Genomic DNA, 24,016 nt, shown 5'->3' with positions numbered 1-24,016 from the left:
TCTGCCCATCCCCCCTGGCCGGCCAGCGCCCCCCGGAGGCGGAACGCTCGTCACCGAGTGTCACGCCCCGGGTCGGACGTGCGAGGGTAGGCGGATGAAGCCCGGTCGACTCGTCCTGATCCTCACCCTGCTCGTGGTCGCGGGCCTGCTGATCTGGCTCGCGCTGAGCCGCTGGGACGACGCCAACAAGATCGCCACCACCGCCTCCGCCCTGGGCGCGGTGGCCTCGGTCGGCATCGCGGTCTGGGCGGCCCTGCGTACAACCAAACCCGGCGGCACGATCCGGGTCTCTGGCACCGGCAAGGCCACCGCGACCGGCTCCGGCAGCGCGAACACCGGCATCCGCGGCAAGCCCAACGGCACCGCCGAGGCGAAGAACACCGGCGATGCCAACTCCGGCGGCGGTGACGCCAACACCGGGATCCGGCTTGACTGACCAACCTCGCCACATCAAGGTGCGGGACACCGGCCCAGCCACCACCAGCTCCGGCGGCTACGCCAACACCGGCGTGCACATCGGTGACGTCAACCTGCTCACCGGCGTCCCCGTCCGCACCAACTACCGCCACCAGGTAAGACGGATCGCACCCCCACAACTCCTGGACCGCGAGCGCGAACTCGCCGAGCTGGCCGAGTTCTGCACCTCCCCCGACACCGCGGGCCACTACCGCTGGTGGCAGGCCAGCGCCTGGTCCGGCAAAACCGCCCTGCTGTCCTGGTTCGTGCTGAACCCGCCGCCCGGGGTGCGGGTGATCTCCTTCTTCATCACCGCCCGCCTGGCCGGCCAGAACAACCGATCAGCCTTCCTGGACAACCTCCTGGAACAACTCCTCGCCCTACTCGGCGAAACCGTCCCCCCGTTCCTCACCGAGTCCACCCGCGAACCCCACCTGCTGGCCCGCCTGGACCACGCCGCCCAGCTCTGCCAGGACCGCGGCGAACACCTGATCCTGCTGGTAGACGGCCTGGACGAGGATCGAGGCGTCACCACCGGCCCCGACGCCCACAGCATCGCCGCCCTACTCCCGGACACGCCACCGGCGGGCATGCGCGTCCTGGTCGCAGGCCGCCCCAACCCACCCGTCCCCGCCGACGTCCCCCCGCACCACCCGTTGCACGCCAAGGACATCGTCCGCCCCCTGGCCCCCTCCCCCGCCGCCAAAGCCATCCGCCGGGAGATGGAACGGGACCTGCACGGCCTGCTCGGCGGCACCCCGCTCGAACAGGACCTCCTGGGCCTGCTCACCGCGGCAGGCGGCGGCCTGACCAAATTCGATCTGGCCGAACTGACCACCTGCTCACCGTGGGAGGTCGCCAGCCACCTCAACACGGTGACCGGCCGCAGCTTCGCCCGCCGCGACAGCCACTACTTCCCCGAAAACTCCCCCGAGGTCTTCCTGCTGGGCCACGAAGACATCCAGCTCACCGCCCAGGACATGCTCGGCCCAGCTCGCCTGGACGCCTATCGCGACCGGCTGCACGCCTGGGCGGACGGCTACCGCGATCGCGGGTGGCCCGCTGGCACGCCGGAGTACCTGGTTCGTGGCTATCACACGATGCTGACGGCGCTGGGGGATCTGGAGCGGTTGACCGCGCTGGTGACCGATCCGCGGTGGCAGGAGCGGATGCACGAGTACTCGGGCAGCGACAGCAACGCCCTCGCCGAGATCGTGTCGGTGCTGGCGGGACATGTCGAGCGGGAGCAGCCGGACCTGACCGCGATCACCCGCCTGGCCATCCACCGCGACCACCTCAACGACCGACACAGCGACATCCCCGCCGGGCTTCCCGCGGCCTGGGCGATGGTGGGCCAGGTCAGCCGCGCCGAGGCCCTGCTCCAGTTCCTCACCTCGGCCCCCACCCGCTTTGACGGGCTGCTGGCACTCGCGGAGACACTCGCCGATCCCGTCCGGGCGACCACCTTGCTCGTGGAGGCCACGCCGCTGGCCAGGGGCCACAAGGACCTACTCCGGCTCGCAGCGGCGCACGCCCGCATCGGCGACCATGACCGAGCGGCCGCACTGGTGCGCCAGGTCGAAGACCAGGCCGCCGCCGCTGCCCCCGAGGACCGATCCGGGATCCTGCTCGACCTCGCGCTGACGTGTTTCGATTGCGGCGAGACCGAATCAGCCATCGAGATCATCACCGCGGTCGAGTCGGCGCCCGCCCACCCCGACCCGGTGGACCGGGTCGCGCAACTGACCGAGATCGCCATGGCCCGCGCTCACCTGGGCGAGGTGACAAGCGCGTGCAGGCTGGCCGCTGAGGCTGAGCGGCTGCTGCCCTCGGTTTCGGACCACGATGAGCCCTGGCTGCTGGACAATCTGGCCAGGGTGCTGGCGCGATGCGGAGACGCCGACCGCGCCGAGACGGTCACCCGCGGCATCCCCGCCAACGCCCGGGACAACGCGCTGCGGGAGGTCGCGATCGCCTTCGCCCGCGGCGGCGACCTGAGCCGGAGCGCGGCGATCATCCTGAGCATGGAATACGAGACCTCGAAGGTCGAGGCGATGGCGCTGGTCGCCGCGGACCTCGACCGGCAGCAGGCCCTGGTCTGGCTCGCCGAGGCCATCGAGGACACCTACGACCGGGCCCTAGCCCAGGCCGACATCACCACGGCGCTGGTACGGCTCGGTGACCTGGACCGCGCCGAGGCCAACTCGCGGGCCATCGGGGCTCCCAGCACACACGCGACCTCGTTGATCGCCGTGGCCACGGCACACGCGCGAGCGGGAGCAGTGGATCAAGCCTTCGCCCTGGTCAGTGACGCCTACGCCTACGTCAGAGCACACGGTGACCGGGTTCGCCTGGCGAAGACGCTGCTCTCCACCGCGCAGGCGTGCAACCGAGCCGGGGACCACCCACGGGCCGTCCGCCTGCTCGGCAAGGCCGAGCCGTGGGCCCGGGGCAGTGACAACGGCGCCGGGCGGGGGAATCTGCTGTGCCTGCTGGCCGAGGCCCTGCTTGACGCGGGCGCGTTCGACCAGGCCAAGACCCTGGCCGACACGGTTCCCGAAGACTGGCGGGCGGTGGCCGCCACCTACCTCACCGAGCGCCTGGCCACCAGCGGCGACCTCCCGCGTGCGGAGGCGATCGCCCGGACGATCCCCGCCCACCGGGCCAAATACTGGGCCTTGCTGTCGGTCGCGGACGCCGGTAAGGCCGAGCTGATCGACGAGGTCGAGGCGCACGCTGACGAAGAAGACGACCCGCGCTTGCGGGAGGAACTGCTCGCGCGCATGGCCGAGAGCATGGCCAGCCATGACGGACCGCGAGCGGCCGAACTGGTGGACCGGGCGGTCGCCACCGCACGATCGCTGACCTTGGTCGACCTCCGGTTCGCGGCGCTGGGCGCGGCCGCGTTGGGACACGCCAGGCTCGGCCAGGACCAGGAATCGGCGGCACTGCTGGCCGAGGTGGAACGCATGGCCTCGCTGGCACAACTGGACCTCGAGGAGAAACCCGAGGTGATGCCCGGGATCGTCGCCGGTCTGGCCCGGATTGGCGACTTCGACCGCGCGGAGGAGCTGATCAGCGCTCTCCCCAGGCTCCAACGCGGCGAGTCGCTGCGCGAATGCGTCCGGCACCTGGCGGCCCGCGGTGACCTCGACCGCGCCAGGCGGCTCGCCAGGACGATCGTCAGGTCTGATTCCCGGATGCGGGCGCTGCTGGCAGTGGCACAGGCCGACCCCGCCCGGCGCGCGGAACTGCTCGACGAGGCGGAAATGGCCATCAGAGTCGGCAGCCGCGACTTCCAGGCCGGGATGCTGATCGAGATCGCCGCTCACACACCCGAGCGCGCAGTGCGACTGATCGCGCGGGCGATCCAGCTGCACAACCTGGACAACGCAGTCGGCGAGCTGGTCCGCGTCCTGCCCAGCGCCATCGACACCATCGAGCAGGAACTGGCCGTGATCTCCGGCGACTGACCGCCGCCGGAGACCCGCCAAGACCTACTTCTTCCGCTTCTCCCGCACCCGCACCGACACCTGCACCGGCGTGCCCGCGAACCCGAACTCCTCGCGGAACTTGCGCTCGATGAACCGCCGGTAGCTCGCCTCCAGGAACCCGGAGGCGAACAGCACCAGGGTCGGCGGGCGCACCGCGGCCTGAGTCGCGAACAGGACCTTCGGCTGCTTGCCGCTGCGGACCGGCGGCGGGGTGGCCGCGATCAGGTCGGACAGCCAGGAGTTGAGCTGGCCGGTCGGGACGCGGCGTTCCCAGGAGTTCAGCGAGGTGCGCAGCGCCGGGGCGAGCTTGGCCACGGCGCGGCCGGTGAGCGCGGAGATGTTGACCCGCTCGGCCCACGGCACCCGCTTGAGGTCCCGCTCCAGTTCCCTGGTCATGGCCAGCCGGCGGTCCTCGTCGACCAGGTCCCACTTGTTGAAGGCCAGCACCAGGCCGCGGCCTGCCTCGACCACCATGGTGATCACCCGCTGGTCCTGCTCGCTGATCGGGGTGCTGGCGTCCAGCAGCACGATGGCGACCTCGGCGGTCTCGATCGCGGAGTGGGTGCGCAGCGACGCGTAGTACTCGGCGCCCTGGGCGAAGTTCACTCGTTTGCGCAGGCCCGCGGTGTCCACGAAGCGCCAGACCTCGTCGTCCAGCTCGATCAGCGAGTCGACCGGGTCGACCGTGGTGCCCGCGACATCGTGCACGACCGAGCGCTGTTCGCCGGCCAGCTTGTTCAGCAGGCTCGACTTGCCCACGTTCGGCCGACCGACCAGGGCCACCCGCCGCGGGCCGCCCACCGGCGCGCGGAAGTCGTCCCGCGGGCTCTCCGGCAGCACCTCCAGGACCTTGTCCAGCAGGTCGCCGCTGCCCCGGCCGTGCAGACCGCTGACCGGGAAGGGCTCGCCGAGACCGAGCGACCACAGGCTGGCCACGTCGGCGTTGAGCCGGTCGTCGTCGACCTTGGTGGCCACCAGGATCACCGGGCGGTCGGCGCGGCGGAGCAGCCGGGCCACGGTCTCCTCGGTGGTGGTGGCGCCGACGGTGGCGTCCACCACGACCATGATCGCGTCCGCGGTGCGCATGGCGTACTCGGCCTGCGCGGCCACCGCGGCCTGCAGACCGCTGGCGTCGGGCTCCCAGCCGCCGGTGTCGACCACGTTGAAGCGGCGGCCGTTCCACATCGCCTCGTAGGTCACCCGGTCGCGGGTCACCCCTGGCACGTCCTGCACGACCGCCTCACGGCGGCCCAGAATGCGGTTGACCAGGGTCGACTTGCCCACGTTGGGGCGGCCGACCACGGCCAGCACCGGCAACGGCTTGGCGCCGTCCTCGATACCGCCGTCCTCGATCGCGTTCTCCACCGCGGCCCAGTCGGCCTCATCAGTCCATGTGCCGTCCAGGCTCACGCGCTGTCTCCTTCTTGCTGCTCGGCGTTGCCCGGGTACCCGGCACGCATCACGTCCAACTCCGCGACCAGTTCGGCCAGGTGCCCGCGGATCACCTCGGTCGCCTCGGTCAGGGCGGCCTTGCCCTTGCCGGCAGGCAGCGCGAACGGCGTGCCGAAGAGCACGTCCACGCGCGGCCGGAACCGGCGCCCTGATCCTTCCGGACGGCGGAAGCCACGGCACGCCACGGGCAACACCAGAGCGCCACCCGATCGGGCGAGCCAGGCCGCGCCGTTGGCGGCCTTGACCACCTCGCCGGTGCCCCTGGTGCCTTCCGGGAACACCCCGACCAGCCCGCCGTCGCGCAGCAGCCGCACCGCGGTCAGCAGCGGCGTCCGGTCCGGGGCGCCGCGGCGCACCGGGAGCTGGCCGAGCCGCCGCAGGAACTTGCCGAGCGGGCCCTGGAACTGTTCGTGCTTGACCAGGAACACCGATCGGCGACCGAGCACACAGAAGAGTACGGGACCGTCCAGGAAGGCGGTGTGGTTGGCCACCATGACCACCGCTCCGGTGCGCGGGATCCGCTCCTTGCGGTGCAGGTGCAGGCGGTACGGGGTGCGCGCGACCACGGTGCCGAGGCCGCGGCAGAAGTCGTTGAACCAGGGCCAGGCGCCTTCGGGCAGGCCGCTGGGGCGTTCGGTCACGGCCCGGTCCGCTCCGGCACCGCGCTCAGGCCAGCCTGCTCCGCCAGTTCGACCAGGCGGGCGACCACGCCGTCGATGTCCAGTTCGGTGGTGTCGACCTCGATCGCGTCCTCGGCCTTGCGCAGCGGCGAGGTCTTGCGGGTCGAGTCGTAGGTGTCCCGGCGCTGCACGTCGGCCAGCACCGCCTCGACCGAGGCGGCCCGCCCGGCGCGCACGTCCTGGTCGACCCGGCGCTGGGCGCGGGCCTCGGCCGAGGCGGTGAGGTAGATCTTGAGATCGGCGGCCGGGGCGACCGTGGTGCCGATATCGCGGCCCTCGGCCACGATCCGCCCGCCCGCGGCCACCACGTCGGCGATGATCTGCTGCTGCTGGGCCACGATCAGCTCGCGCACCGCGGGCACCGCGGAGACCGGGGACACCGCGAGGGTGACCTCGGGCCCGCGGATCTCGGCGGCCACGTCCTCGGTGCGCTCCAGGTCGGCCGGGTCCGGATCGGCCAGCTCGATGGTCGGGCCCAGCGGGTCGGTGCCGACCAGCATCCGGGTGCCCTCGACCACGGCGAGCACCTTGCCCGCGTCGTTCGGGTCGACTCCGGCCCGCAGCACGGCGAGGGTGGCGGCGCGGTACATCGCGCCGGTGTCCAGGTACCGGGCGCCGAGTGCGGTCGCGAGCCGCCGGGTGACCGTGGACTTGCCGGTACCAGCCGGACCGTCCACCGCCACCACACCACGCACGCCCTGTGTCACCGTGAGCCTCCTCGCCTACCCCAACAAGCGTCCGCCGGATATTGTGCCGCCTCGGCCGGGACCCGCCCGCACCAGCCGGAACACAACTGCCGATCCGGCAGTCCCGGATGCCGTTGCCCCGGCACGGAAATCAGCTCACCAGCACTGATGTCCGGCCGGGACCAAGGTGGCAGCGGTCACATCAAATCGGCCTGGCAGCGGGCCTAGTCCTTGCCGCCGTCCACCACGATCTCACTCCCGGTGATGCCCGCGGCCCCCGCCGAGGCCAGGAACCCGACCGCCGCGGCGACCTCGTCCGCGGTCACCAGTCTGCCGATCGGCGTGCCCGCCGTCACCCCGGCGATGGCGTCCCCGATCTCCAGTTCGGCCCGCTTGGAGGCGATCAGCCCCGGCGTGACCAGGTTGACCGTGATCCCGGCCCGCCCCACCTCCCAGGCCAGGCTGCGCGAGGCCCCGTGCAACGCGGCCTTGGCCGCCCCGTACGCGACCGCCCCCGGCAGCCCCGAGTGCACCAGCGTGGAGGAGATCGACACGATCCGCCCGTGCCCCGCCGCGAGCATGCCCGGCAGCACCGCACGGATCAGCGAGAGCGTGCCCTCCACGTTGTGCCGCACCAGATTCCGCCAACTCGCGTCCGCCGCCTCGACGAAGGGGGAGAAGTCCGGCCGCCGGGTGTCCGGCTGCGGCAACGCGTTGTTCACCAGCACGCCCACCGGCCCGAACCCGGCCGCCTCGATCGCCCCGAGCAGAGCCGCCGCCCCGTCCGGATCACCCAACTCGAACGGCAGCGCCAGCGCGGGCGTCCCGGCCTCGCGCAGCTCCGCGGCCAGGGTTTCCGCCCGCTCGGCGGCCCGCTGATAGGTCAGCACCACCGGATGCCCCGCCGCCGCCAGCACCCGGCTGATCGCCGTGCCCAGCAGCCCAGAACCCCCGGTGACCAGCGCGGTTGCCCCATGTTCAGACATGATGATCTCCCCAGATAGATAGTCGGCTATGTATTTGGTCAAAAACCTGCAAGCCCAGCCACATCCCGTCGAGTTGGCCCAACCGGTACGCCGAGTTGGCCAAAGCGGGCGTACGAGTTGGCCCAAGTGGCACGTGGGCGCGGATCAAGCCGGCGATTCGCCGCCGAAGCTACGGCGCAACAGTCGCACCAGCTCCGCCCGCTCCCCCTCGGCGAGCCCAGCGCCCAGCCGGACTTCCGCCTCCCGCCAAGCCTCCTCCACCGCCGGCCGAGCCGCCCGTCCCCGCTCCGTCAACCAGATCCGCACCTTGCGCGCGTCCCGCTCATGCGCGCCCCGGCGCAGGAACCCCGCGGCTTCCAGGCGTTTGACCGCCTTGGCCACCGTGGGCTGCTCGACCCCCAGCCGCTGCACGAGTTCGGCCTGACACAGACCGTCCTCCCGCCACAGCTCGTCGAGCAGGAAGTCCTGCCCGGCGGACAGACCGGCCTCGCCCAGCGCCGAGTCCAGTGGCCGTCGCCACCGCTTGAAGGCGGCGAGCAGTTGGTAGGAATCGTGCCGTCGGAGGCTCACCCTGACGATGGTAAGGTTACATAGTCGGCTATGGATTCCGCAAGCCGCAGGACGAGTTAGGGTGGAAACGTGCATGTCGAGGTCACGCCACTGCCTGGAATCGGCACCCGTCAGGACTTCCTGACCAAGACCGGCCGCCGGATCGGGGTGATCACCCATCGGGACGGCCACTTCGAGCTGATCGCGTCCAAATCGGACGATCCGGACGCGTGCGTGGCCTCGATCCCGCTCTCCACCGAGGAGGCAGGCGCGCTGGCCAGTCTGCTGGGCGCGCCGCAGCTGGTGGCTCAGCTCCGGGCCGAGCAGAACGAACTCGCCGGGGTCACCACCAAGCAGCTGCCGCTCTCCCCCGGCTCGCCGTTCGACGGGCGGCCGATGGGTGACACCGAGCTGCGCTCGCGCACCGGCGCGTCCATCGTCGCGGTGGTGCGCGCGGGCAGCGTGCACCCCTCCCCCAAGCCGGACTACATCCTCGGCGGCGGCGACCTGCTGGTGGTCGTGGGCACCGGTCCGGGCCTCAAGGCCGCGGCGGACATCCTCGACAAGGGCTGATCCTGGTGCACCACACGGCTTTGGCTCTGATCGAACTCGGCGCGGTGTTCTTCGGCCTCGGTCTGCTGGGCCGGCTGGCCTGGAAGATCGGCGTCTCGCCGATCCCGCTGTACCTGATCGGCGGCGTCGCCTTCGGCAAGGGCGGCATCGTCCCGCTGACCGGCATCGAGGAGTTCACCGGCATCGCCGCCGAGATCGGCGTGGTGCTGCTGCTGTTACTGCTCGGGCTGGAGTACTCGGCGAACGAACTGGTCACCGGGCTCAAGCGGTCCTGGGTGGCCGGGGTCGTCGACCTGGTCCTCAACGCCACCCCTGGCGTGGCCGCCGCGCTCATCCTGGGCTGGGGCCCGATCGGCGCGCTGGCCATGGGCGGGGTCACCTACATCTCCAGCTCCGGCATCGTGGCCAAGGTGCTGGGCGATCTGGGCCGCCTGGGCAACCGGGAAACCCCAGTGGTGCTGTCCATCCTGGTCTTCGAGGACCTGGCGATGGCGGTCTACCTCCCGGTGCTCACCGCCCTGCTGGCCGGCGTGAGCTTCTGGGGCGGACTGTCCACTGTGGGCATCGCCCTGCTCGCCGTCTCGGTCGTGTTGATCATCGCGATCAAGTTCGGCCGCTACGTCTCCACCCTGGTCGACAGCCCCGATCCCGAGGTCTTCCTGCTCCGGGTCCTGGGTCTGGCACTGCTGGTGGCCGGACTGGCCTCCCAGCTCCAGGTCTCCGCCGCGGTCGGCGCCTTCCTGCTGGGCATCGCGATCTCCGGCTCCACCGCGGAGAACGCCACCAAGCTCCTCGAACCGTTGCGGGACCTGTTCGCCGCGGTCTTCTTCGTGGTCTTCGGCCTCAACACCGACCCGCGCGACGTGCCGCCGGTGCTCGGCGTCGCGGTGGCCCTGGTCATCGTGACCACCGCGACCAAGATGCTCACCGGCTGGTTCGCCGCGGGCCAGCAGGGCATCGCCCGGCTCGGCAGGCTGAGAACCGGCGCGGCTCTGGTGGCCAGAGGCGAGTTCTCCATCGTGATCGCGGGCCTGGCGGTCGCCTCCGGCGCGGTGGACTCCCAACTCGCCCCGCTCGCCACCGCCTACGTGCTGCTGATGGCGGTCTTCGGCCCGGTCGCGGCCCGCGTGGTGGAACCGTTGGCGCGCAAGGCGGTCGCCCTGCGCACGAGAACCGCCTGACGTACGAGTTGGCCCAACTCGTACGTCCAGTTGGGCAAACCTGGAGTACGAGTTGGGCCAACTCGGCGTGTGTCGCCGGGGGGGGTCAGCAGTACAGGCCCCCGCCCGGGGTGACACCGATGATGTTGCTGAAGTTCTGGTAGGCGGTGACCCGGCTCTGCACCTGCGCCGGGTTCTTGCCATCGCACTCCAGCGACCCGTTGATGCTCCGGATCGTCTGCCCGAACCCGTGGCCGCCGACCATCGCGTTGTGCGGGGTCATCGAGCCCGGCCCGTTCTGCGTGTTCCAGTACCAGAGCGCCGTCTTCCAGGCGATCGCCGGGTCGTTCTGCACCAGCCAGGGGTTGCCCAGCAGGTCGATGCCCAGCGCGTCACCGGCGGCCTTGTAGTTGAAGTTCCAGCTCAGCTGGATCGGGCCGCGGCCGTAGTAGGCGGCCTGACCGGCGGGGCAGCCGTAGGGCTGGCTGCGGTCGCAGTAGTGCGGGTAGTTGGCGGTGTTCTGCTCCACGATGTGCACCAGGCCGCCGGTCTCGTGGTTGGCGTTGGCCAGGAACGCGGCCGCCTCCTGCTTGCGCACCACATCGGTGCCGGTCTTGGCGAAGGCCGGGAACGCCGCGACCGCGTTGAGTAGACCCTGGTAGGTGTAGAAGGGGTTCCGGCTGGGGAACATCTGGTTGAACTGGGCCTCGCTCACCACGAACGCGCCCGGGTCGCCAGGGTCGCCGCCGCCGTCACAGGAGTACGGCTCCCAATACCAGGTGCTGATCACCGGGTCGTAGCCCGGGTTCTCGTGCTTGGCGCGGTAGTACTTGCCGTCGGTGTAGCGCACGATCGAACCTGCCGGGTACAGCTGTCCGGCCACCCAGTTCGGGTGGCTGCAGGTCGGCGTGCCGCCCCCGCCGCCGCAGGCGCCCTGGTCGGCCCACACCGCCGCGCCGCCGGGGGTTTCGTTCTGGGTCCACCACTTCGCCGAGTAGTTGCGGCCGTTGTGCGAGACCTGGGCCCCGCCGGTGTACTGCTGACTCGCGTTCCAGCCCGCCGCGCAGGCGGCGGCCTCGGCCTGCGGAGTGGGGACGAACAGGGCGAGTGCGCCCGCGACGAGTGCCGCCAGCGCCAGTCCGATGAAGCGTTTCATGGTGGCTCCTTCAGTGCTCTGCACAGGGATCAGCGTCATGCGCCGATGGAGCGGAGCAGCATCGGCAGGGAGTGCTTCAGGGCGCGCTCCCAGTAGGGCCAGTTGTGGCGACCGGCCCCGTACAGATCAGTGCTCAGCGCAACCCCGTTGCGCCGCAACTCCTTTGCCAGCGACCCGGTCTGCTCGCCGAGCAGTTCCTCCACCCAGTCGTGGGTCGACCCCGGCGGGTCGAGCGGTCCGGGCCGTCCGTCGCCACTGGCCAGGTACACCGGGGTGTGGCGCAGCCGGGCGGCCAGGTCGAACGGGTTGTGCGCGCGCCAGATCCGTTCCTGGGCAACGGGATCGCCCCACAGCGCGTTCTTGTCGAAGCCGCGTTCGGTCAGGATCCGCTGCACCAGGTCGGTGCCGCGGGAACCCTGGTACCGGGTGTGCACCACCCCGCTGTACGCGGCCGCGTAGCTGAACAAGCCCGGATGCCTTGCAGCGTAAGACAGTGCGCCGAACCCGCCCATCGACAGTCCGGCCACCGCACGCCGCTGGTTCGCCCGGAACTCCTTCTCCAGCAACCGTTTCAGCTCACCCAGATGGAACCTCTCCCAGGCCGGGCCGTCGCCCAGCCAGTTCGAGTAGAACCCGGCCGCGCCGCCCTCGGGCATCACGATCAGCGCCTGCGCGCCCGCGGTGGCCGCCGCGCCGTCCATGTTGACCGTCCAGGATCGGTACCCGGTCTCGCCCTCGCAGCACCCGTGCAGCAGGAACAACGTCGGCCAGCGCCACCCCGGCTGCTCCCGGTACCCGGCCGGCAGCAGCACCCGGACGCCGACCTCCTTGCCGCCCAACGCATCCGAGCGCACCGCCAGTTCGACCAGCCGCTCGGACAGGGTGGTGGAGCGGACGATCCGCGCCCCGCTCTCCGCCGCGGTGGCCGGGACGGCGAGCAACACGTTGAGCAGCAAGGCGAACACGAGTAGCAGCGCACGAAGTCGCATGGAATCCCCCAGGTGGCGTGGGTGATGGGGCGGCCCGCGCACCCGGATGGGAGTGCGGCTGCGCGGACCGCCGGTCGGGAACGGCTCAGCCGAGCGAGTTCAGGTGCGGCTTGACCGTGTTGGCGAACTGCTTGCCGTTGCTGTGATCCCAGTTGATCGACCAGGTCATCACGCCACGCAGATCGGCCGCCGCCGCGCCGGGCTTGAAGGCGCCGCAGCTCTGCAGCTTGACCAGGCAGCTGGCCGCGTTGTTCACCACCGAGGGCGAGACGTACCCGCTGCCCGCGCCGCTGGTGGAGGCGGGCACGCCGAGCGCCACCTGGTCCGGCCGCAACGTCTTGAGCAGGATGCAGGCCTGGCCGGTGATGAAGTCGATGTTGCCCTGGTGCACCACGCCGCCGTTGCAGTCGTTCATCGACCCGGAGTTGTAGTACTGGGTGTGCACCACGGTCAGGATGTCCTTGGTGGCCTCGATCAGCGGCATGTACCGGCCGCTGGGCTGCACGTCCAGGGTCTGCGGGGCCATGGTGTAGATGAAGTTCGCGCCGAAGGTGTTGCGCAGCTGGCGGACCGCGTTGGCCACGTTCGCGGCGTGCAGCCCGTGCTCCAGGTCGATGTCGACCCCGTCCACGCCGAACTTGCGGATCAGCGCGGTCATCGTCTCCACGAACGCGCCGATGTTGGCCGCGTTGCTGAAGTCCACGTTGCCCTTCTCGCCGCCGATGGAGAAGACGAATCGCTTGCCCTGGGCCTTTTTCGCCGCGATGTCGGCGATCATGTCCGCGTCGCTGTACCCGCCCAGCGCGCTGGACAGTCCGGAGTCGACGCTGAAGCCGACCGCGCCGGGCCGGGTGGTGAGCGCGTCGGCGAAGGCGATCGCGATCAGGTCGTACTGCGGGTCGATGTCCCGGATGCGCAGGTTCGCCGCGCCGTTGACGAAGTTCTGCCAGTACCCGGTCAGGATCCGCTTGGGCAGCGGCCCACCCGGGTTGCCGGTGCCGCCGGTGGTGCTGGCCGACACCGCGCCCGAGCGGGTGGACTCACCGACCGTGTTGTACGCGCTGACCTGGTAGGAGTAGCTGGTCGACGGGCTCAGGCCGGTGTCGGTGTGGGAGGTCCCGGTGACGCTGGCGACCCGGCTGCCGCCGCGGTAGACGTGGTAGCCGGCCGCGCCGGAGACCGCCGACCAGGACAGCGAGATCGAGGAGCTGGTGGGCGAACCCGCGCTCAGCCCGCCGGGGGTGGCGGGGGCCTGCGGGTCGGGGTCGCCGGTGCCGGGCGGGCCGGTCAGCGCGACGTCGTCGACGAAGTAGGCGCCCTGGCCGTACCAGCCGTGCGTGTAGATGGTGACCCGGCTGGTGTTCGCGCCGGTGGTGAAGCTGGTGGACAGCTGGGTCCAGGCACTGCTGCCCGGACTCCAGGTGCTCACGTCGGTGCCGCCGGTGCCGCTGGCGCCCAGGTAGGTGTAACTGCCCTGCACCCACGCGGTCAGCGTGTAGCTGGAACTCGCCTTCACCGGCACCGACTGGGAGCAGCGCGCGTTGTCCTGCCCGGCCGGGGTGGTGGTCAGCGCCGCCGAGCCGGAGCGCACCGGGCTGGCCACCGTGCTGCCGCCCGCGGTGCAGGTCCAGCCCGCGGTGCTCTGCTCGAACCCGGGATTGGCCGCCAGGTTCGGTTCGGCCGCGATCGCCGGGACCCCCAGTCCCAACGCGGCCGTGGCCACGGCCAGAAGTCCCACCAGCAGTTGCTGACGTCTGCGCGTCACGACAACCTCCACACCTCGCGAGCAACGGACAACCGTTTGGCGGCGGTGTGTTGCTCTCGGCGTGGAGCCGTGTTGTAGTGCGGCTCACACCGAGACTGGCGTGAACCCAAAATGGACTAGACCACTCTGCTGTGTCAAGAGTGTGAACAGAACCGGCCTACCGGTGGGCTGCGGGTTGAGCGAACGGGATGGCGGCGGCGGGTTGCGCCGTTTGGTCGAACGGGTTGCGCCACAAGCCTCTGCGGGCGAGCACCGGGAGCACGCCCTCGCCGAACCAGTAGGCCTCCTCCAGGTGCGGATGCCCGGACAGCACGAACTCCTCGATGCCCAGGGCGTGATACTCCGCGATCCGGTCCGCGACCTCCTCGTGGCTGCCGACCAGCGCGGTGCCCGCTCCCCCACGCACCAGGCCGACCCCGGCCCACAGGTTCGGCGAGATCTCCAGGCCGTCCGTTGATCCGCCGTGCAACGCGATCATCCGCCGCTGTCCCTCGGACTCGCTGCGGGCCAGACCCTGTTGCACTGCCTCGATTGTGGCCGGATCCAGGGCGTCCAGGAGCCGCTGCGCCTCGGCCCAGGCGTGTTGCGCGGTGTCCCTGGCGATCACGTGCAGCCGGATGCCGAACCGCACCACCCGGCCCGCTTCGGCGGCCAGTTTCCGGATCCAGGCGACCTTCTCCGCGACCTGCGCGGGTGGTTCGCCCCAGGTGAGGTAGACGTCGGCGTGCCGGGCGGCAACCGCGCCGGCGGCCGGGCTGGAGCCGCCGAAGTAGATGGGCGGCACCGGATCCGGCACCCTGGTCAGCTCGGCGCCCTCCACGGCCAGGTGCGCGCCGGTGTGGTTGACCCGTTCGCCGCGCCACAGCCGGCCGACGATGTCCAGGAACTCCCCGGTGCGGGCGTAGCGCTCGTCCTTGCTCAGGAAGTCGCCGTGCGCGCGCTGTTCCTGGCTTTCCCCGCCGGTGACCACGTTGAGCAGCAACCGTCCGCCGGAATGCCGCTGGTAGGTGGCCGCCATCTGCGCGGCGAGTGTGGGTGAGAGCAGCCCTGGCCGGAAGGCGACCAGGAACTTGAGGCGTTCGGTGACCTCGGTGAGCATCGCGGTGGACAGCCAGGCGTCCTCGCACCAGGCCCCGGTCGGGGTGAGCGCGCCGGCGAAGCCGAGTTGCTCGGCGCTGCGGGCGATCTGGCCGAGGTAGGCCAGGGTGGCCGGGCGGGCGCCGCCCGCGGTGCTGGTGTGCACGCCGTGACCACCGCCGACCAGGTAGCGGCTGTCGCCGTAGGTGGGCAGGAACCAGTGGCAGGTGAGGGTCATCGGAGTCCGATCAGCTGGCCGCGAGCAGTTCGCCGCGGCGCCGGTGCACCGCGGCGGAGAAGGTGTCCACAATGGACAGAAGAGTGCGTTCGGCGTCCTCGGCGAGCGCGATCCCGGTGTCGGTGCGCTCGATGTGCTTGTCCAGCACGAAATAGCCTTGCACGATGTGGTGCGCGCCCAGGGAGTTGAGCACCGGCCGCAGCGCGTAGTCCAGTGCCAGCACGTGTGCCGGGCTGCCGCCGGTGAGCAGCGGCAGCACCACCTTGCCGGCAAAGGCGAACTGCGGCAACAGGTCCAGCAGTGCCTTGAGCACCCCGGTGTAGGCGGCCTTGTACACCGGGGAGGCGACCACCAGGCCGTCGGCCTCGGCGATGGCCCGCACCACCTCGGCGATCCGCGGATGGTGCGGGTCGGCGGCGAGCAGTGCCTCGGCGGGCAGGGTGCGCACCGCGACGGCGCGCACCCGATGGTCCTGTTCGCCCAGCCGGTCCGCGAGCTGTTCGGCCAGGGCCGCGGTTTTCGAGCTGGCGGAAGGACTTCCGGAGATCACCAGAATCGTCGGCATACGCTGCTCCCTAGCTGAGTTCGTGCCGGTAGGCCGCGCCCCAGCCGACGATGCAGCGCACCTGGCTCAGCGCGTACTCGAAACCGTTGCCCTCCGCGAGCACGGCGAGTTTCCTGGACTAGCTGAGAGAATTCGGACAGCCTTGGGCGGCGACACGGACGAGGTCGACGTGCCGGCGCCGGACGAGAGGCGTCGAAGGGGACACGCCATTGATGGCAACAGGTCCGGGTGGCACTGTCAACGGCGCGTCCCGGCGGTTCCCGTTCCCTGGGACGTGATTGACCGGCCCCCGGCCAATTCCTAGCGTGCGAATCATGAACCGGGGAACCCTGGTCGTCCTGCCCGGCCGTGGCGAGCACGCCGACCGCTATTCGAGGTTGACCGCGCGGTTGGCGGTCGACGGCTACCAGGTGCGGGTCGCGGACCTGCCCGAGCCAGAACCAGCACTCGCGCTGGCCCGCGTGCACACGCTGGCCAAGACGGCCGAAGGCCCGCTGTACCTGCTCGGCGCGGACACCGGCGCGCTGCTCGCGCTGCACGTGGCGCGGTTCGAGCCGGCGGTGCGCGCGGTGATCGCCGCGGGGGTGCCCGGCGGCGCGCTGCCCGCCGACGGCGAGACCCTGGACTTCGACGACGAGCTGAAGCTGCGGCTGCACAACACCGAGGCGCGGACCGAACTGGCCGCCGACGAGCGGCTGCGGCGCGGCGAGCTGCTGCGCACCCCGGTGCCGCCCGCGCTGGCCGAGGCGGCCCTGGCCGGTGGGCCGGACCTGCCGGTGCTGGTGCTGCACGGCGACGCGGATGTGCTGTGCCCGCCGCTCACCGCCCGGACGCTGGCCCTGCGGCTGCGCCAGTCACGCTTCGTCACCGTGGCCGAGAGCAGGCACGACGTGCTGCACGACAGCCATCACCGGAGCGTAGCGGCACAGATCGTGCAGCTGTTGGAGCAGACGAGGACCAGTCGCTACTCCACCCCGGCGCTGCGAGTCTCGATTCGGTCGACGTTCTGACACCGGGTCCCCGGAAGGGGGGACAAGGCGGCACCAAGATCGGGTGATTCGCCGTGGTGCCGCCCGGCGGAATCGGACAGCACCGCTTACCGTCCGCGACATGACCTTCTCTACCCCGGGTGCAAGGTCGTGCAAGCTGGCGACCATCGCACTGCTGCTGTTCGCCGCGGCTGCCCCTGCCCAGGCCGCGGAATCCGGCGCCGAACGCGCCTTCGCCGGCGCGGGCGCGGCCGAGACCAGGGACGGCACGGTGTACCAGCCCAGCGGCAAGCCGCTTGGGCTCGACGTCAGCGGCCATCAGGGCGCGGTGAACTGGGCCGAGGTCAAGAGCAAGGGCGCCACCTTCGCCTACGTCAAGGCGACCGAGGGCACCGGGTTCAAGAACCCGCAGTTCAAAGGCCAGTACAACGGTTCCTCCGGGGTCGGGCTGATCCGCGGCTCCTACCACTTCGCGCTGCCCGACCGCTCCGGCGGCGCGGCCCAGGCGGACTACTTCGTGGACAACGGCGGCGGCTGGTCCGGCGACGGACGCACCCTGCCCGGCGCGCTGGACATCGAGTACAACCCTTACGGCCCAACGTGTTACGGCAAGAGCCCGGCCGCGATGGTGGCCTGGATCCGGGAGTTCAGCGACCAGTACGTCAAGCGCGCCAAGCGGCATCCCACCATCTACACCACCACCAACTGGTGGAAGCAGTGCACCGGCAACGATCCGTCCTTCGGCCAGGACCATCCGCTGTGGCTGGCCAGGTACGCCGAGGCGCCGGGGGAACGGCCCGCGGGGTGGAACTTCCACACCTTCTGGCAGTTCAACGACAAGGGCACGTTCCCCGGCGACCAGAACGAGTTCAACGGCACCCTGGACCGGCTCAGGGTCTTCGCCAAGGGCTGACCCCGCGCCGCGGGTTCAGCCGCCCAGCCAGCGGACGAACGGGGTGTCGTCGGTGAACGGCGGCCAGCCCGGATCCCCGTTGGCCGCGAAGGAGGTCCAGCTCAGGTTGACCGCGCGAGCCAGGTCCCGCGGCGGCGCTTCGCCTTCCAGGGTCGAGTGACCCAGGTTGTCGAAGACGAAGCCGAGTTCCAGTCCGTGCGCGGCCCCCGCGCCGGGCACCGGCGAACGCCAGCCGAACTCGTAGACGTAGGTGGCCGCGGCGCCGGCCCTGGACTCCGCCAGCGCGTACACCGGTTCCCGGAAGACCAGCTCGGTCAGCGCGGCCGCGGCCGCCTCGTCCTTGGCCAGCAACAGGAGTTCGTCGGAGTTGGTACCGATCAGCAGTTCGGTGTCCCGGCCCGCACCGTCCAGGACTGCCTGGTAGGGGTGGTGCGGCAGGACCTGCCCGTCGAGCACCGGGCCGAAAGCCATCGAGGAGTTGGCCACGGATTCGCCCCAGCGCACCGGATCCGGATCCGCCATGACGGCCAGGGCCAGTCCGCTGGACAGCTCGGCCAGCCGCTCCGGCGCCACCGTGGCCAGTCCGGCCGCGGTGGCCGGCACCCCGGCCTGGTCCGCGAGTTCCTTGGCGATCCGCTCCGCGTCCACAGTGGACAGTGCGGAGCGGGCGGCCGCGCTCTGCAGCACGGCGCGGTGCAGCAGCCCGGTGTCCAGTGACAGCAAGGACAGCACCGCGCTGGCGCCTGCCGAGCTGCCGCTCACCGTGACCCGGTCCGGATCACCGCCGAAGGCACCGATCTCGCGCTGGACCCACTCCAGGGCGGCCCGCTGGTCCAGCAGCGCCCGGTTGGCCGGGGCGTCGGGCAGATAGGCGTAGCCTTCCGCGCCGAGCCGGTAGCTGACCGAGACGAACACGATCCCGTTGGCCGCGAACGCCCGCCCGTCGAAGATCGGCTGGGCGGCGGACCCGGTGACGTGCGCGCCACCGTGGATCCACACCAGCACCGGCCGCCGCGCGTCGTCCACGCCCGGCGTCCACACGTTGAGGTTGAGGTATTCCGCGCCCGGAATGGCCGGTTCGACCAGAAACTCCAGTCCCGGCCCGTGCAGGCTCGCCGCGGGCGCGGTGGCACCGAACTCGGTGGCCGCCCGCACCCCGTCCCACGGCCGCACCGGCTCCGGCGCGGCGAACCGTCCGATCCCCCGCGGGGCGGAAGCGTAGGGAATACCCAGAAAACGGACGATTCCGTCGGCACTCTGTCCCCGGACCCGACCGTGGGACGTGGCCGCCAGCACCTCGGTCACCGCGTGGCCCCCTGGAACCACGGCGGCGGCAGGTCCGGCGACCCAGCCTTGATCGGAAAGCCCTTACCCCCCGGACACGCAACCATCATCGGTCTTTCCTCGTTCTTCTGGCGCTCCTGGAGCCCCCAGCCAGGCATCCGGCCGTCCTCCACAACGCAGCATAACCAGGAAAACCAACCGACCGGTCACCTTGTTCCAAGCTTCGAATTAACTGATCCAGCGTGTTGGCCGAACTCGTACGCCACGTTGGCCGTTGTGGACGGGCACCCGCCGAGTTGGGCCAACTCGGCGTCCCAGTTGGGCCAACGACCCGTACCACTTGGGCCAACTCGGCGTACGAGAACGGCCAACACGCTGGGAGGGGTTAGCGGAGTTTGGCGTTGAGGTAGTCGGCGTTGAGGCGGGCAATCGATTCCAGGGGGATTCCCTTGGGGCAGACCGTGGTGCATTCGCCCGCGTTGGTGCAGCCGCCGAAGCCCAGGGCGTCATGGGTGGTGAGCATGTTGATCACCCGGGTGTCGCGTTCCGGCTGGCCTTGCGGCAGCAGGCCGAGGTGGGTGACCTTGGCGGCGGTGAACAGCAGGCCGGAGCCGTTGGGGCAGGCCGCCACGCAGGCGCCGCAGCCGATGCAGGCGGCGGCCTCGAAGGCGGTGTCGGCGTCGGGTTTGGGCACGGGGGTGGCGTGCGCGTCGGGGGCGCTGCCGGTGGGGGCGCTGACGTAGCCGCCGGCCTGGATGATCTCGTCGAAGGCGCTGCGGTCCACGACCAGGTCCTTGACCACCGGGAACGGCGCGGCCCGCCACGGCTCGATGGTGATGGAGTCGCCGTCGTCGAAGTGGCGCATGTGCAGCTGGCAGGCGGTGGTGGCCTTTTCCGGGCCGTGCGCGATGCCGTTGATCATCATGCCGCACATGCCGCAGATGCCCTCGCGGCAGTCGTGGTCGAAGGCCACCGGCTCGTCGCCGGCCAGGGTGAGCTTCTCGTTGAGCACGTCGAGCATCTCCAGGAAGGACATGTCCTCGGAGACCTCTTCGAGCTGGTAGCGCACCATCCTGCCCTTGTCCTCGGGCCCGGTCTGGCGCCAGATGTTGAGGGTCAGTCTCACTTGTAGCTCCGCTGGCTGGGGGTGACGTGGTCGAAGGCGAGGTTTTCCTTGTGCAGCACCGGTGACTGGCCCGCGCCGGCGAACTCCCAGGCGGCGACGTAGCTGAACTGCTCGTCGTCGCGGCGGGCCTCGCCGTCGGGGGTCTGGCTCTCGGCGCGGAAGTGGCCGCCGCAGGATTCGGTGCGGTGCAGGGCGTCCACGCACATCAGCTCGGCCAGCTCGAAGAAGTCGGCCACCCGGCCCGCCTTCTCCAGTGCCTGGTTGAGGCCCTCGCCGGTGCCGGGCACCTTGACCTCGCGCCAGAACTCCGCGCGCAGCTCGGGAATGCGTTCCAGGGCCTTGCGCAGGCCCTCCTCGCTGCGTTCCATGCCGCAGTGGTCCCACATCAGGCGACCGAGTTCGCGGTGGAAGTCATCCACTGTTCTCGTTCCGTTCACCGACAGCAGCTTGTCCACAGTGGACTTCACCCCGGCGACCGCGTCCACCGCGGCCGGGTGCTCCGCGCCCACCGCCTCGAACGGGCCGTCGGCGAGGTAGTCGCCGATGGTGTTGGGCAGCACGAAGTACCCGTCGGCCAGGCCCTGCATCAGCGCGCTCGCGCCGAGCCGGTTGGCGCCGTGGTCGGAGAAGTTGGCCTCGCCGATGACGAACAGCCCTGGAATGGTGCTGCGCAGGTCGTAGTCCACCCACAGCCCGCCCATGGTGTAGTGCACCGCGGGGTAGATGCGCATCGGCACCGAGTACGGGTCCTCGCCGGTGATGCGCTGGTACATCTCGAACAGGTTGCCGTAGCTGGCCGAGACCGCGTCCCGGCCGAGGCGGCGGATCGCGTCGGCGAAGTCCAGGTACACGCCCAGCCCGCCCGGCCCGACCCCGCGGCCGGCGTCGCAGACGTTCTTCGCCGCCCTGGAGGCGATGTCGCGCGGCACCAGGTTGCCGAAGCTGGGGTAGATCCGCTCCAGGTAGTAGTCGCGCTCGTCCTCGGGGATCTCATTGGGCGGCCTGGTGTCCCCGGCCTGCTGTGGCACCCACACCCGGCCGTCGTTGCGCAGCGACTCGCTCATCAGGGTCAGCTTGGACTGGTGGTCGCCGCTGACCGGGATGCAGGTCGGGTGGATCTGGGTGTAGCAGGGGTTGGCGAACAGCGCGCCGCGCCGGTGCGCCCGCCAGATCGCGGTGGTGTTGCAGCCCTTGGCGTTGGTGGAGAGGTAGAAGGCGTTGCCGTAGCCGCCGGTGGCCAGCACCACCGCGTCGGCGAAGTGGGTGGAGACCTCGCCGGAGACCAGGTCGCGGACCACGATGCCGCGGGCCCGGCCGTCGGCCACGATCAGGTCCAGCATCTCGGTGCGCGGGTGCATGGTGACCCGGCCGGCGTGGATCTGCCGGGACAGCGCCTGGTACGCGCCGAGCAGCAGCTGCTGTCCGGTCTGGCCGCGGGCGTAGAAGGTGCGGGCCACCTGCGCGCCGCCGAAGGAGCGGGTGTCCAGCAGGCCGCCGTACTCGCGGGCGAAGGGCACGCCCTGGGCCACGCACTGGTCGATGATCTGGGTGCTGATCTCGGCCAGCCGGTGCACGTTGGACTCCCGCGCCCGGAAGTCGCCGCCCTTGACCGTGTCGTAGAACAGGCGGTGCACGCTGTCGCCGTCGTTGCGGTAGTTCTTGGCCGCGTTGATCCCGCCTTGCGCGGCGATGCTGTGCGCCCGGCGCGGGCTGTCCTGGTAGCAGAAGGAGCTGACCTGGTAGCCCAGTTCGGCCAGGGTGGCCGCGGCCGAACCGCCGGCCAGGCCGGTGCCGACCACGATCACGCTCAGCTTGCGCTTGTTGGCCGGGTTGACCAGCCGCGCGCCGAAGCGGCGGCGTTCCCAGCGGCTCTCGATCGGGCCGTCCGGCGCCCGGGTGTCGGCGATCGGGTCGCCCTCGACGAAATAGCTCATGTCAGCTCACCAACCCGGTCAGCACAGCGAAGGGGACGGACAGGTAACCGGCGCAGATCAGCACCGCCACGGTCAGCGCGATCAGCCGCAGCCGCGCCTCGGTGCGGGCCCGGCCGCGGCCGAGGCTGCGCAGCGCGCTCCACACCCCGTGCCGCAGGTGGAAGCCCAGGGTCAGCACCGCCAGGGTGTAGACCAGCACCACCGGCCAGCGCTGGAAATCCGAGGTGACGTTGTTGTACGCCTCGCCGTGCACCCCGTGCGGGTTGAGCCACAGCAGGGTCAGGTCCATCAGGTGGTAGAGCACGAACAGCGCGATGATCACCCCGCCCCAGCGCATGGTCCGGGCCGCGTAGCTGCCCTGCACCTTGCTCCGGTGGTGGTAGCGCACCGGCCGGGCCCTGCGGGCGCGGCGGGCCAGCATGGTGGCGGCGATGATGTGCGCGAAGACCGCGACCAGCAGCCCGATCCGCATGATCCAGAGCAGTCCGCGCTCCGGGATGAGCGGTTCGCCGACGGTGCGCAGGAAGCGCGCGTAGCTGTCGAAGGACTCGGCGCCGAAGAAGATCTTGAGGTTGCCGACCATGTGCGCCACGACGAAGCCGAACAGGGCCAGTCCGGTCACGGCCATGACGGCCTTGAGGATCACCGAGGAGATCCGGGGCGACCGGCGGACACGGCCGGTCGGCGTCCGTGGTGGGACGGCGGTGGTCAAGCTGGGAACAGCCATGGAGCGACGGTAGGAGCGCTGCGACGAGTCGTCCAATATATGGAATGGCTGGACTCGATAGCCCTACGCTATCGAAATGAACTTGCAGCAGCTCGGGTACTTCCTGGCGGTCGCGCAGACCCGGCACTTCACCCAGGCCGCCGACCTGCAGAATGTGGCGCAGCCCTCACTCTCCAAGCAGATCAAGGTCCTGGAGGAGGAGCTGGGCGCCCCGCTGTTCAGCCGCGCCCGCGGCAACATCGCGCTCACCCCGGCGGGCGAGGCGCTGCTGCCACTGGCCCGGCGCATCCTGGCCGATGTGGACACCGCGCGGCTGGAGGTCCAGGAACTCGTCGGCCTGCGCCGCGGCCGGGTCCGGCTGGGCGCGACGCCGAGCATGTGCGTGAGCCTGGTCGCCGAGGTGCTGCGCCGCTTCCGCGACCGGTATCCCGGGATCCGCCTGGTGGTGCAGGAGAGCGGCTCGCAGGACCTGGTCCGGGACCTGACCCGCGGCGAACTGGACCTGGCGCTGATCATCGTGCCCGGCAGCGGCGCCGAACCCGCGCTGACCACCACGCCGATCCTGCGCGAACCCCTGGTGGTGGCCAGCCCGGCCAGCGCGAAGCCGCTGACCCGGTGGACCCACCTCAAGATCGAGGAGCTGGCCGCGCGGGAACTGGTGATGTTCCGCCCCGGCTACGACCTGCGCGAGGCCACCCTGGCCGCCTGCCGCCGGGCCGGGATCGAACCGCGGTTCGCGGTGGAGGGCGGCGAGATGGACGCGGTGCTGCGGTTCGTGGAAACCGGGCTCGGCCTGGCGCTGGTGCCGAGTCTGGTGCTGGTCAACCGGCCCGGCCTGCGGGCCACCCCACTGGCGCCGCCGGGGATCCCGCGCACCATCGCGCTGGCACACCGGACCGATGTGGCGCTGACCAACGCGGCCGCGGCCTTCCGGGACACGGTCCTGGAGTACGTGCGCGACGCGGTGTTCCCACGCGGCGTGGAGGCCCTGCTAGGCCCCTGAACACTCACGCCGTGTTGGCCGTTGTGGACGCCGTGTTGGCCGATCCGGACGGCTCGTTGGCCGATCCGGGCCCGCTTGGCCCAACTTGGCGTACCAGTTTGGCCAACCGGGCGTACGAGTTTGGCCAACTCGGCGTATGAGGTGCCCCGAGTTTTCCGGACACGTCCCCAAGTAGAATTGACGGAGAGTCCGGAGGGAACGAGACGTGGCAAAG

Annotated in this window: 21 protein-coding genes; 7 read left to right on the top strand and 14 right to left on the bottom strand. The window is 70.8% G+C overall.

Annotated features, from left to right (window positions below; genetic code table 11):
* The first annotated feature begins 94 nt into the window (after positions 1-94).
* Positions 95-436: a hypothetical protein gene (locus MZC64_RS28620; protein WP_247762206.1), complete on the top strand. Its 342-nt coding sequence runs from the start codon at positions 95-97 to the stop codon at positions 434-436.
* Positions 429-3,929 (top strand): hypothetical protein, encoded by a 3,501-nt coding sequence (locus tag MZC64_RS28615; RefSeq protein ID WP_247762204.1) that lies wholly within the window; start codon positions 429-431, stop codon positions 3,927-3,929. The genes MZC64_RS28620 and MZC64_RS28615 overlap by 8 nt, the downstream gene beginning before the upstream one ends.
* 24 nt (positions 3,930-3,953) lie before the next feature.
* On the opposite strand, the gene der is transcribed toward MZC64_RS28615, so the two are convergent.
* The 5 genes from der to MZC64_RS28590 form a co-directional block, all read right to left on the bottom strand.
* The gene (gene der, locus MZC64_RS28610) at positions 3,954-5,360 is read right to left on the bottom strand and encodes a ribosome biogenesis GTPase Der (RefSeq protein WP_247762202.1); all 1,407 of its coding nucleotides are present in this window, start codon (positions 5,358-5,360) and stop codon (positions 3,954-3,956) included.
* Positions 5,357-6,043, bottom strand: coding sequence for a lysophospholipid acyltransferase family protein (locus MZC64_RS28605; RefSeq protein ID WP_247762200.1), 687 nt, complete (start codon positions 6,041-6,043; stop codon positions 5,357-5,359). The genes der and MZC64_RS28605 overlap by 4 nt, the downstream gene beginning before the upstream one ends.
* Positions 6,040-6,789, bottom strand: a complete 750-nt coding sequence (gene cmk / locus MZC64_RS28600) for a (d)CMP kinase (protein WP_247762198.1) — start codon at positions 6,787-6,789, stop codon at positions 6,040-6,042. Before cmk ends, MZC64_RS28605 begins: the two co-directional genes overlap by 4 nt.
* A gap of 203 nt (positions 6,790-6,992) precedes the next feature.
* On the bottom strand, positions 6,993-7,754 hold the full coding sequence (locus MZC64_RS28595; protein ID WP_247762196.1) for an SDR family NAD(P)-dependent oxidoreductase: 762 nt from the start codon (positions 7,752-7,754) through the stop codon (positions 6,993-6,995).
* A gap of 144 nt (positions 7,755-7,898) precedes the next feature.
* Entirely contained in the window at positions 7,899-8,324 is a 426-nt protein-coding gene (locus MZC64_RS28590; RefSeq protein WP_247762194.1) for a MarR family transcriptional regulator, read from the bottom strand.
* Positions 8,325-8,393: 69 nt separating this feature from the next.
* Here MZC64_RS28590 and MZC64_RS28585 point away from each other — a divergent pair, with 69 nt between their 5' ends.
* Positions 8,394-8,876, top strand: a complete 483-nt coding sequence (locus tag MZC64_RS28585; protein ID WP_247762192.1) for a cation:proton antiporter regulatory subunit — start codon at positions 8,394-8,396, stop codon at positions 8,874-8,876.
* Positions 8,877-8,881: 5 nt separating this feature from the next.
* Positions 8,882-10,057, top strand: a complete 1,176-nt coding sequence (locus tag MZC64_RS28580; protein ID WP_247762190.1) for a cation:proton antiporter — start codon at positions 8,882-8,884, stop codon at positions 10,055-10,057.
* Between the two features lie 85 nt (positions 10,058-10,142).
* Here MZC64_RS28580 and MZC64_RS28575 read toward each other — a convergent pair whose 3' ends face one another.
* The 5 genes from MZC64_RS28575 to ssuE form a co-directional block, all read right to left on the bottom strand.
* Positions 10,143-11,192, bottom strand: a complete 1,050-nt coding sequence (locus MZC64_RS28575) for a glycoside hydrolase family 19 protein (RefSeq protein WP_247762188.1) — start codon at positions 11,190-11,192, stop codon at positions 10,143-10,145.
* 35 nt (positions 11,193-11,227) lie between these two features.
* Positions 11,228-12,181 (bottom strand): alpha/beta hydrolase family protein, encoded by a 954-nt coding sequence (locus MZC64_RS28570; RefSeq protein ID WP_247762187.1) that lies wholly within the window; start codon positions 12,179-12,181, stop codon positions 11,228-11,230.
* Between the two features lie 85 nt (positions 12,182-12,266).
* The gene (locus MZC64_RS28565) at positions 12,267-13,946 is read right to left on the bottom strand and encodes a glycoside hydrolase family 18 protein (RefSeq protein ID WP_247762185.1); all 1,680 of its coding nucleotides are present in this window, start codon (positions 13,944-13,946) and stop codon (positions 12,267-12,269) included.
* A 157-nt stretch (positions 13,947-14,103) separates the two neighbouring features.
* A complete protein-coding gene (locus tag MZC64_RS28560; RefSeq protein ID WP_247762183.1) occupies positions 14,104-15,261 on the bottom strand; it encodes an LLM class flavin-dependent oxidoreductase in 1,158 nt (385 codons plus the stop codon).
* A gap of 10 nt (positions 15,262-15,271) precedes the next feature.
* Positions 15,272-15,826: an NADPH-dependent FMN reductase gene (ssuE, locus tag MZC64_RS28555; RefSeq protein WP_247762181.1), complete on the bottom strand. Its 555-nt coding sequence runs from the start codon at positions 15,824-15,826 to the stop codon at positions 15,272-15,274.
* Between the two features lie 314 nt (positions 15,827-16,140).
* Between ssuE and MZC64_RS28550 the strand changes: the two genes are divergently transcribed.
* Positions 16,141-16,836, top strand: coding sequence for an alpha/beta hydrolase (locus MZC64_RS28550; RefSeq protein WP_247762176.1), 696 nt, complete (start codon positions 16,141-16,143; stop codon positions 16,834-16,836).
* Positions 16,837-16,936: 100 nt separating this feature from the next.
* Positions 16,937-17,728: a lysozyme gene (locus MZC64_RS28545; RefSeq protein ID WP_247762174.1), complete on the top strand. Its 792-nt coding sequence runs from the start codon at positions 16,937-16,939 to the stop codon at positions 17,726-17,728.
* Between the two features lie 15 nt (positions 17,729-17,743).
* Here the strand turns inward: MZC64_RS28545 and MZC64_RS28540 are convergent, their stop codons facing one another.
* From MZC64_RS28540 to MZC64_RS28525, 4 genes are all read right to left on the bottom strand, one after another.
* Positions 17,744-19,033 (bottom strand): carboxylesterase/lipase family protein, encoded by a 1,290-nt coding sequence (locus MZC64_RS28540; protein WP_247762172.1) that lies wholly within the window; start codon positions 19,031-19,033, stop codon positions 17,744-17,746.
* A gap of 364 nt (positions 19,034-19,397) precedes the next feature.
* Positions 19,398-20,138: a succinate dehydrogenase/fumarate reductase iron-sulfur subunit gene (locus MZC64_RS28535; RefSeq protein WP_247762171.1), complete on the bottom strand. Its 741-nt coding sequence runs from the start codon at positions 20,136-20,138 to the stop codon at positions 19,398-19,400.
* Complete coding sequence (locus tag MZC64_RS28530; protein ID WP_247762169.1) at positions 20,135-22,072, bottom strand: fumarate reductase/succinate dehydrogenase flavoprotein subunit; 1,938 nt, start codon at positions 22,070-22,072, stop codon at positions 20,135-20,137. Before MZC64_RS28530 ends, MZC64_RS28535 begins: the two co-directional genes overlap by 4 nt.
* A gap of 1 nt (position 22,073) precedes the next feature.
* Positions 22,074-22,799 (bottom strand): succinate dehydrogenase cytochrome b subunit, encoded by a 726-nt coding sequence (locus MZC64_RS28525; RefSeq protein WP_247762167.1) that lies wholly within the window; start codon positions 22,797-22,799, stop codon positions 22,074-22,076.
* Between the two features lie 76 nt (positions 22,800-22,875).
* On the opposite strand from MZC64_RS28525, the gene MZC64_RS28520 reads away from it, so the two are divergent.
* Positions 22,876-23,802: a LysR family transcriptional regulator gene (locus MZC64_RS28520; protein WP_247762165.1), complete on the top strand. Its 927-nt coding sequence runs from the start codon at positions 22,876-22,878 to the stop codon at positions 23,800-23,802.
* Positions 23,803-24,016 lie beyond the last annotated feature (214 nt).

It is taken from the genome of Crossiella sp. S99.2, assembly GCF_023094165.1.
Classification (GTDB): Bacteria; Actinomycetota; Actinomycetes; order Mycobacteriales; family Pseudonocardiaceae; genus Crossiella.
The sequence above is the reverse complement of the archived record's forward strand: the minus strand, read 5'-3'. Positions and strand labels throughout refer to the sequence as shown.

Bases quoted from the DNA above. Each gene is read 5' to 3' on its own strand.
- MZC64_RS28560 (WP_247762183.1), bottom strand. From the start codon at position 15,261: ATGACCCTCACCTGCCACTGGTTCCTGCCCACCTACGGCGACAGCCGC.
- MZC64_RS28595 (WP_247762196.1), bottom strand. From the start codon at position 7,754: ATGTCTGAACATGGGGCAACCGCGCTGGTCACCGGGGGTTCTGGGCTG.
- ssuE (WP_247762181.1), bottom strand. From the start codon at position 15,826: ATGCCGACGATTCTGGTGATCTCCGGAAGTCCTTCCGCCAGCTCGAAA.
- MZC64_RS28550 (WP_247762176.1), top strand. From the start codon at position 16,141: ATGAACCGGGGAACCCTGGTCGTCCTGCCCGGCCGTGGCGAGCACGCC.
- MZC64_RS28520 (WP_247762165.1), top strand. From the start codon at position 22,876: ATGAACTTGCAGCAGCTCGGGTACTTCCTGGCGGTCGCGCAGACCCGG.
- MZC64_RS28530 (WP_247762169.1), bottom strand. From the start codon at position 22,072: ATGAGCTATTTCGTCGAGGGCGACCCGATCGCCGACACCCGGGCGCCG.
- MZC64_RS28545 (WP_247762174.1), top strand. From the start codon at position 16,937: ATGACCTTCTCTACCCCGGGTGCAAGGTCGTGCAAGCTGGCGACCATC.
- MZC64_RS28525 (WP_247762167.1), bottom strand. From the start codon at position 22,799: ATGGCTGTTCCCAGCTTGACCACCGCCGTCCCACCACGGACGCCGACC.
- MZC64_RS28575 (WP_247762188.1), bottom strand. From the start codon at position 11,192: ATGAAACGCTTCATCGGACTGGCGCTGGCGGCACTCGTCGCGGGCGCA.
- MZC64_RS28570 (WP_247762187.1), bottom strand. From the start codon at position 12,181: ATGCGACTTCGTGCGCTGCTACTCGTGTTCGCCTTGCTGCTCAACGTG.
- MZC64_RS28620 (WP_247762206.1), top strand. From the start codon at position 95: ATGAAGCCCGGTCGACTCGTCCTGATCCTCACCCTGCTCGTGGTCGCG.